Annotated in this window: 1 protein-coding gene; it reads left to right on the top strand. The window is 39.3% G+C overall.

What is annotated here, in order from left to right; translation table 11 throughout:
- Positions 1 to 366 precede the first annotated feature (366 nt).
- On the top strand, positions 367 to 3651 hold the full coding sequence (locus IE199_RS21760; RefSeq protein WP_373304832.1) for a S41 family peptidase: 3285 nt from the start codon (positions 367 to 369) through the stop codon (positions 3649 to 3651).
- Positions 3652 to 4123: the final 472 nt, after the last annotated feature.

Genomic DNA, 4123 nt, shown 5'->3' with positions numbered 1-4123 from the left:
ATTGTTTTACGGCCTTTATGACAGAGCGAAGTAATAGATTTTGCTGATTGATTAACCATTAGCTGCCTAGCGGCAGCTAAAAAAACACTATTGCCTATTGACGGGGATAAGGTTCATATGTGTTATGTTGGTTAGGACAAGCATCAGAGGGTAACTAAGATGCTGAGATATTCTGGTCCCTATTTTAAATCAACAGAAGCCAGAGTGTGTTTTATAAAGAATTGACGGTCAATACGATAGCTGAATCACTTGCTGCGATGAACGGCTATAACATCATATTTACAAATTTTAGCAATTCCCCTATTGTTTCTTGAGCAAAACCACATTCAATCTTCAAAGATAAAATTAAAACTTAATATCGAGAATATGATGAAAAAAACACTACTGAGCTTAACACTGTTAGCTGCTAGTACGTCTGCGTTAGCCACTCAAGGGTACTACCGTTCTCCAGCGATAAACGGAGACACTATCGTCTTTACTGCAGAAGGTGATTTATGGAAAGGGCAGCTAGGACAAACTAAAGCGACCCGTATCACTACGCTTCCATCTGAAGAGATAGATGCAAGCATATCGCCCGATGGCAAGTGGGTTGCTTATACCGCAGACTACGATGGTGCTCGAGAAGTGTATGTCATTTCAATTGATGGAGGTTTAGCTAAAAGAGTGAGCTTTGAAAACGCCAGTGTCAAAGTGCATGGCTGGACAGCGAAAGGTGATGTTATTTATAGCACCAACAATCGTGTAGGACCAACAGGGAATTGGACGTTACGCACAGCTAACCCAACTACCTTAGTTGCCAATACTATTCCTCTTGCTGATGCCGTGGAAGGCGTAATTGATCAAGCTGGTGAATATATTTATTTTGTGCAATTTGGTATGCAAATTAGCACTGATAATACCAAGTACTATCGAGGTGGTGGTAAAGGAACATTGTGGCGTTTTCATCTCTCTGGCAATAAAGAGGCGGAGCTGTTAACTAAAGGCCATAAAGGTTCGGTACGTGAACCTATGATTGCCGATAACAAAGTTTATTTTATTTCTGATGCTAGCGGCAATGACAATATTTGGTCAATGACAACCAAGGGTAAGAAACTAACTCAAGTCACTAAATATGAAGATTGGCCGGTACGCAATGCTCGTTTATCAAAAGATCAATTGGCTTATCAATTAGCTGCCGACATTCGTGTTTTAGATCTAAATACGGGTATCGATAATGTTGTTGAATTTGAATTGACGTCTGATTTACCTCACCGCCGTGAAAAGTGGGAAAACAAACCACTTAAATACTTTAACTATGCTGACTTTGCAGCTGAGCCTAAAAAAGCGGTTATTACTGCTCGTGGCCGTGTTGCTGTTGTAGCTACTGACGATAGTAGATTAGTTGAAATTCCAACGCCAAAAAACTCACGTACTCGCCATGCAATTCTAAGTCATGACGCTAAATGGGTGTATGCCATCAATGACAGCTCAGGTGAACTAGAAATATGGCAATATGCTGCTGACGGTACAGATGAAGCAAAACAGTTGACCAATGATGGTAGTATTTATCGCTTTGGTTTACATTTGTCGCCAGATGGCAAATATATAGCTCATGATGATAAAAAAGGACGACTGTTCCTACTTGAATTAGCGACGGGTAAAAATACCGAAATCGTTAATAATAATACTGGTTTTAGCGCATTTGGCGATATTGTTTGGTCTCCAGATAGCCAACACCTTGCGATCACTCGCAACCAACTAGATGATGAGCGTAGCCGTATTATGTTGATTTCGGTGAGCGATAACAAACAAGAAATATTAACGACAGATCGTTATAACTCAAGTTCTCCAGCCTTTAGCCAAGATGGTAAATGGTTGTACTTTTTATCACAGCGTTACTTTAACTCAACACCAAGTTCACCTTGGGGAGATAGAAATATGGGGGCGATGTTTGATCGCCGTAGCCAAATTTTTGCCTATCAACTGGATAAGGATGCTAAATTCCCATTTCAAGCGAATAATGAGTTATTAGCTAGAGCTAAATCAGAAAAACCTAAGTCGAAATCAGAGGAAAGCAAAGAGACATCTGCAACAGATGAAAACGCTGTTGAATGGCAAGGGTTAAGTGAGCGCTTGTGGCATGTGCCAGTACCGTCAGGAAACTATCGTAATTTAACAGTTGGTAAAGATCATCTTTATGTCATTGACAGAATTTCAGAGCCAAAGAGCAAGTCTGAATTAAAAGCAATAAAATTTGACGATAAACCAAAAGTTTCAACATTCAAAGCGGGTATTTCTAACTATAAGATGTCAGCCGATGGTAAATCTTTATTAGTTGCTACAGGTGGTAATGCGTCGTTGAAACTGTTCCAAGTTAAGGCGGGAGCTAAGTTTCCTTCAGACGTGAAAGACGCGACATTTAAAACATCCAATTGGCAAATGTTAATAGAGCCAATGGCGGAATGGCAACAAATATTCCGCGATACTTGGTTGATGCATCGCGATTCTTTATATGACAAAAATATGCGAGGCTTAGATTGGCAAGCGGTAAAAGAAAAATACTACCCGTTAGTTAGTCGAGTAACTGATCGCAATGAACTTAACGATATATTTAAGCAAATGATTGGTGAGCTTAACGCACTTCATTCACAAGTTCGTGGTGGAGACATTGTCAGAGATGCCAGTCGCCCTAAAGTTGCAAGCCTAGGTGCAACGTTTAATCAAAGTGAAGCGGGTGTAGTTATTGAACATATTTATCAAACTAACCCTGAATTACCACAAAATGCTTCGCCTTTGGCTAAACCCGGTGTTAATGCTCAAGAAGGAGACTTAATTAAAGCTGTTAACGGTGTTGACGTATCAAGTATTGCACAACTGCAACAATTGCTACGTAACCAAACGTCTAAACAAGTTTTACTTACTTTAACCCGAAATAACCAAACGATTGAAACGGTTGTCGTGCCAACGTCTGGCTCTGGTGACTATTGGTTACGTTACAGTGATTGGACTTTAGCAAATCAAGAGAAAGTAACAAAAGCTAGTAATGACATTGGCTACTTACATGTTCATTCAATGGGTGGTGCTGATATAAATCGTTTTGCAGATGACTTTTATGCTCAGTTTCAAAAACAAGGTTTAATTATCGATGTGCGCCGCAACCGAGGTGGTAATATCGACAGCTGGTTAATTGAAAAGTTGTTACGCCGTGCTTGGATGTTCTGGCAAACACCTAACGGTAGTGCATACGCCAACATGCAGCAAACTTTCCGTGGGCATTTAGTGGTATTAGCTGATCAGTTTACCTACTCTGATGGTGAAACCTTTACTGCTGGTATTAAAGAATTGAACCTTGGGCCCGTTATAGGTAAACAAACTGCAGGTGCTGGCGTTTGGTTAACCGGCAGAAATGGCGTAGTGGATGGTGGTATTTCCAGAGTAGCAGAATTGCCTGTTTACGCGATGGATGGACGTTGGATTACTGAAGGCGTAGGTGTAAAACCAACAATTGAAGTAGATAACTTGCCACACGCAACCTTTAATGGTGATGATGCTCAATTAGCTGCTGCGATAAAGTATTTGCAAAAGACAATTAAAAAATCTCCTGTTAAACCGCTTAATGCGAAACCTTTCCCTAAAGGTATTGAGCCAGCTCAAGATATCACCAAAGGGTAAATATTAATGCACTAAGAGTGTCAATAAACGCCTTCAATTAATACCAAGCCTCGATATTCGTATCGGGGCTTGGTGTTTATGGATTTGTAGACAGTAACTTACGTTGTTTAAATGTTCCCTATATATCTAATTATAAATAAAGTAGGTTTTTTGAGGGCTTAGAAGATCAATATCAAAAAAGGTATAGAAAAGTAACGTTAAGTAAATGTATAAGTATCGTGAGAATACATAAAATTAAAATTTATCGTATTTGAAGATAACTAGCTTGATGAGTATTAAAAAAACAACTTATGTTCATTTAATGCCTTAAATATCGTGGTTTGTATGAAAATCCATCGAACAGTTAATTAATTGAAAAAAGGTGTTGACGGCGAGATAAAAATCCCTAAAATGCGCATCCACTTCTCGGGGACAAGCCAAGAAGCAGTTTTGATAAGTTTAGTTAAGTAAATACCTGACAAAACAATCAACC

Origin of the sequence: Thalassotalea marina, from assembly GCF_014656435.1 — a bacterium.
GTDB lineage: Bacteria > Pseudomonadota > Gammaproteobacteria > Enterobacterales > Alteromonadaceae > Thalassotalea_C > Thalassotalea_C marina.
The sequence above is the reverse complement of the archived record's forward strand: the minus strand, read 5'-3'. Positions and strand labels throughout refer to the sequence as shown.

What these genes read in the sequence shown, in the direction of transcription:
- IE199_RS21760 (WP_373304832.1), top strand. Translation starts at nt 367, where the DNA reads ATGATGAAAAAAACACTACTGAGCTTAACACTGTTAGCTGCTAGTACG.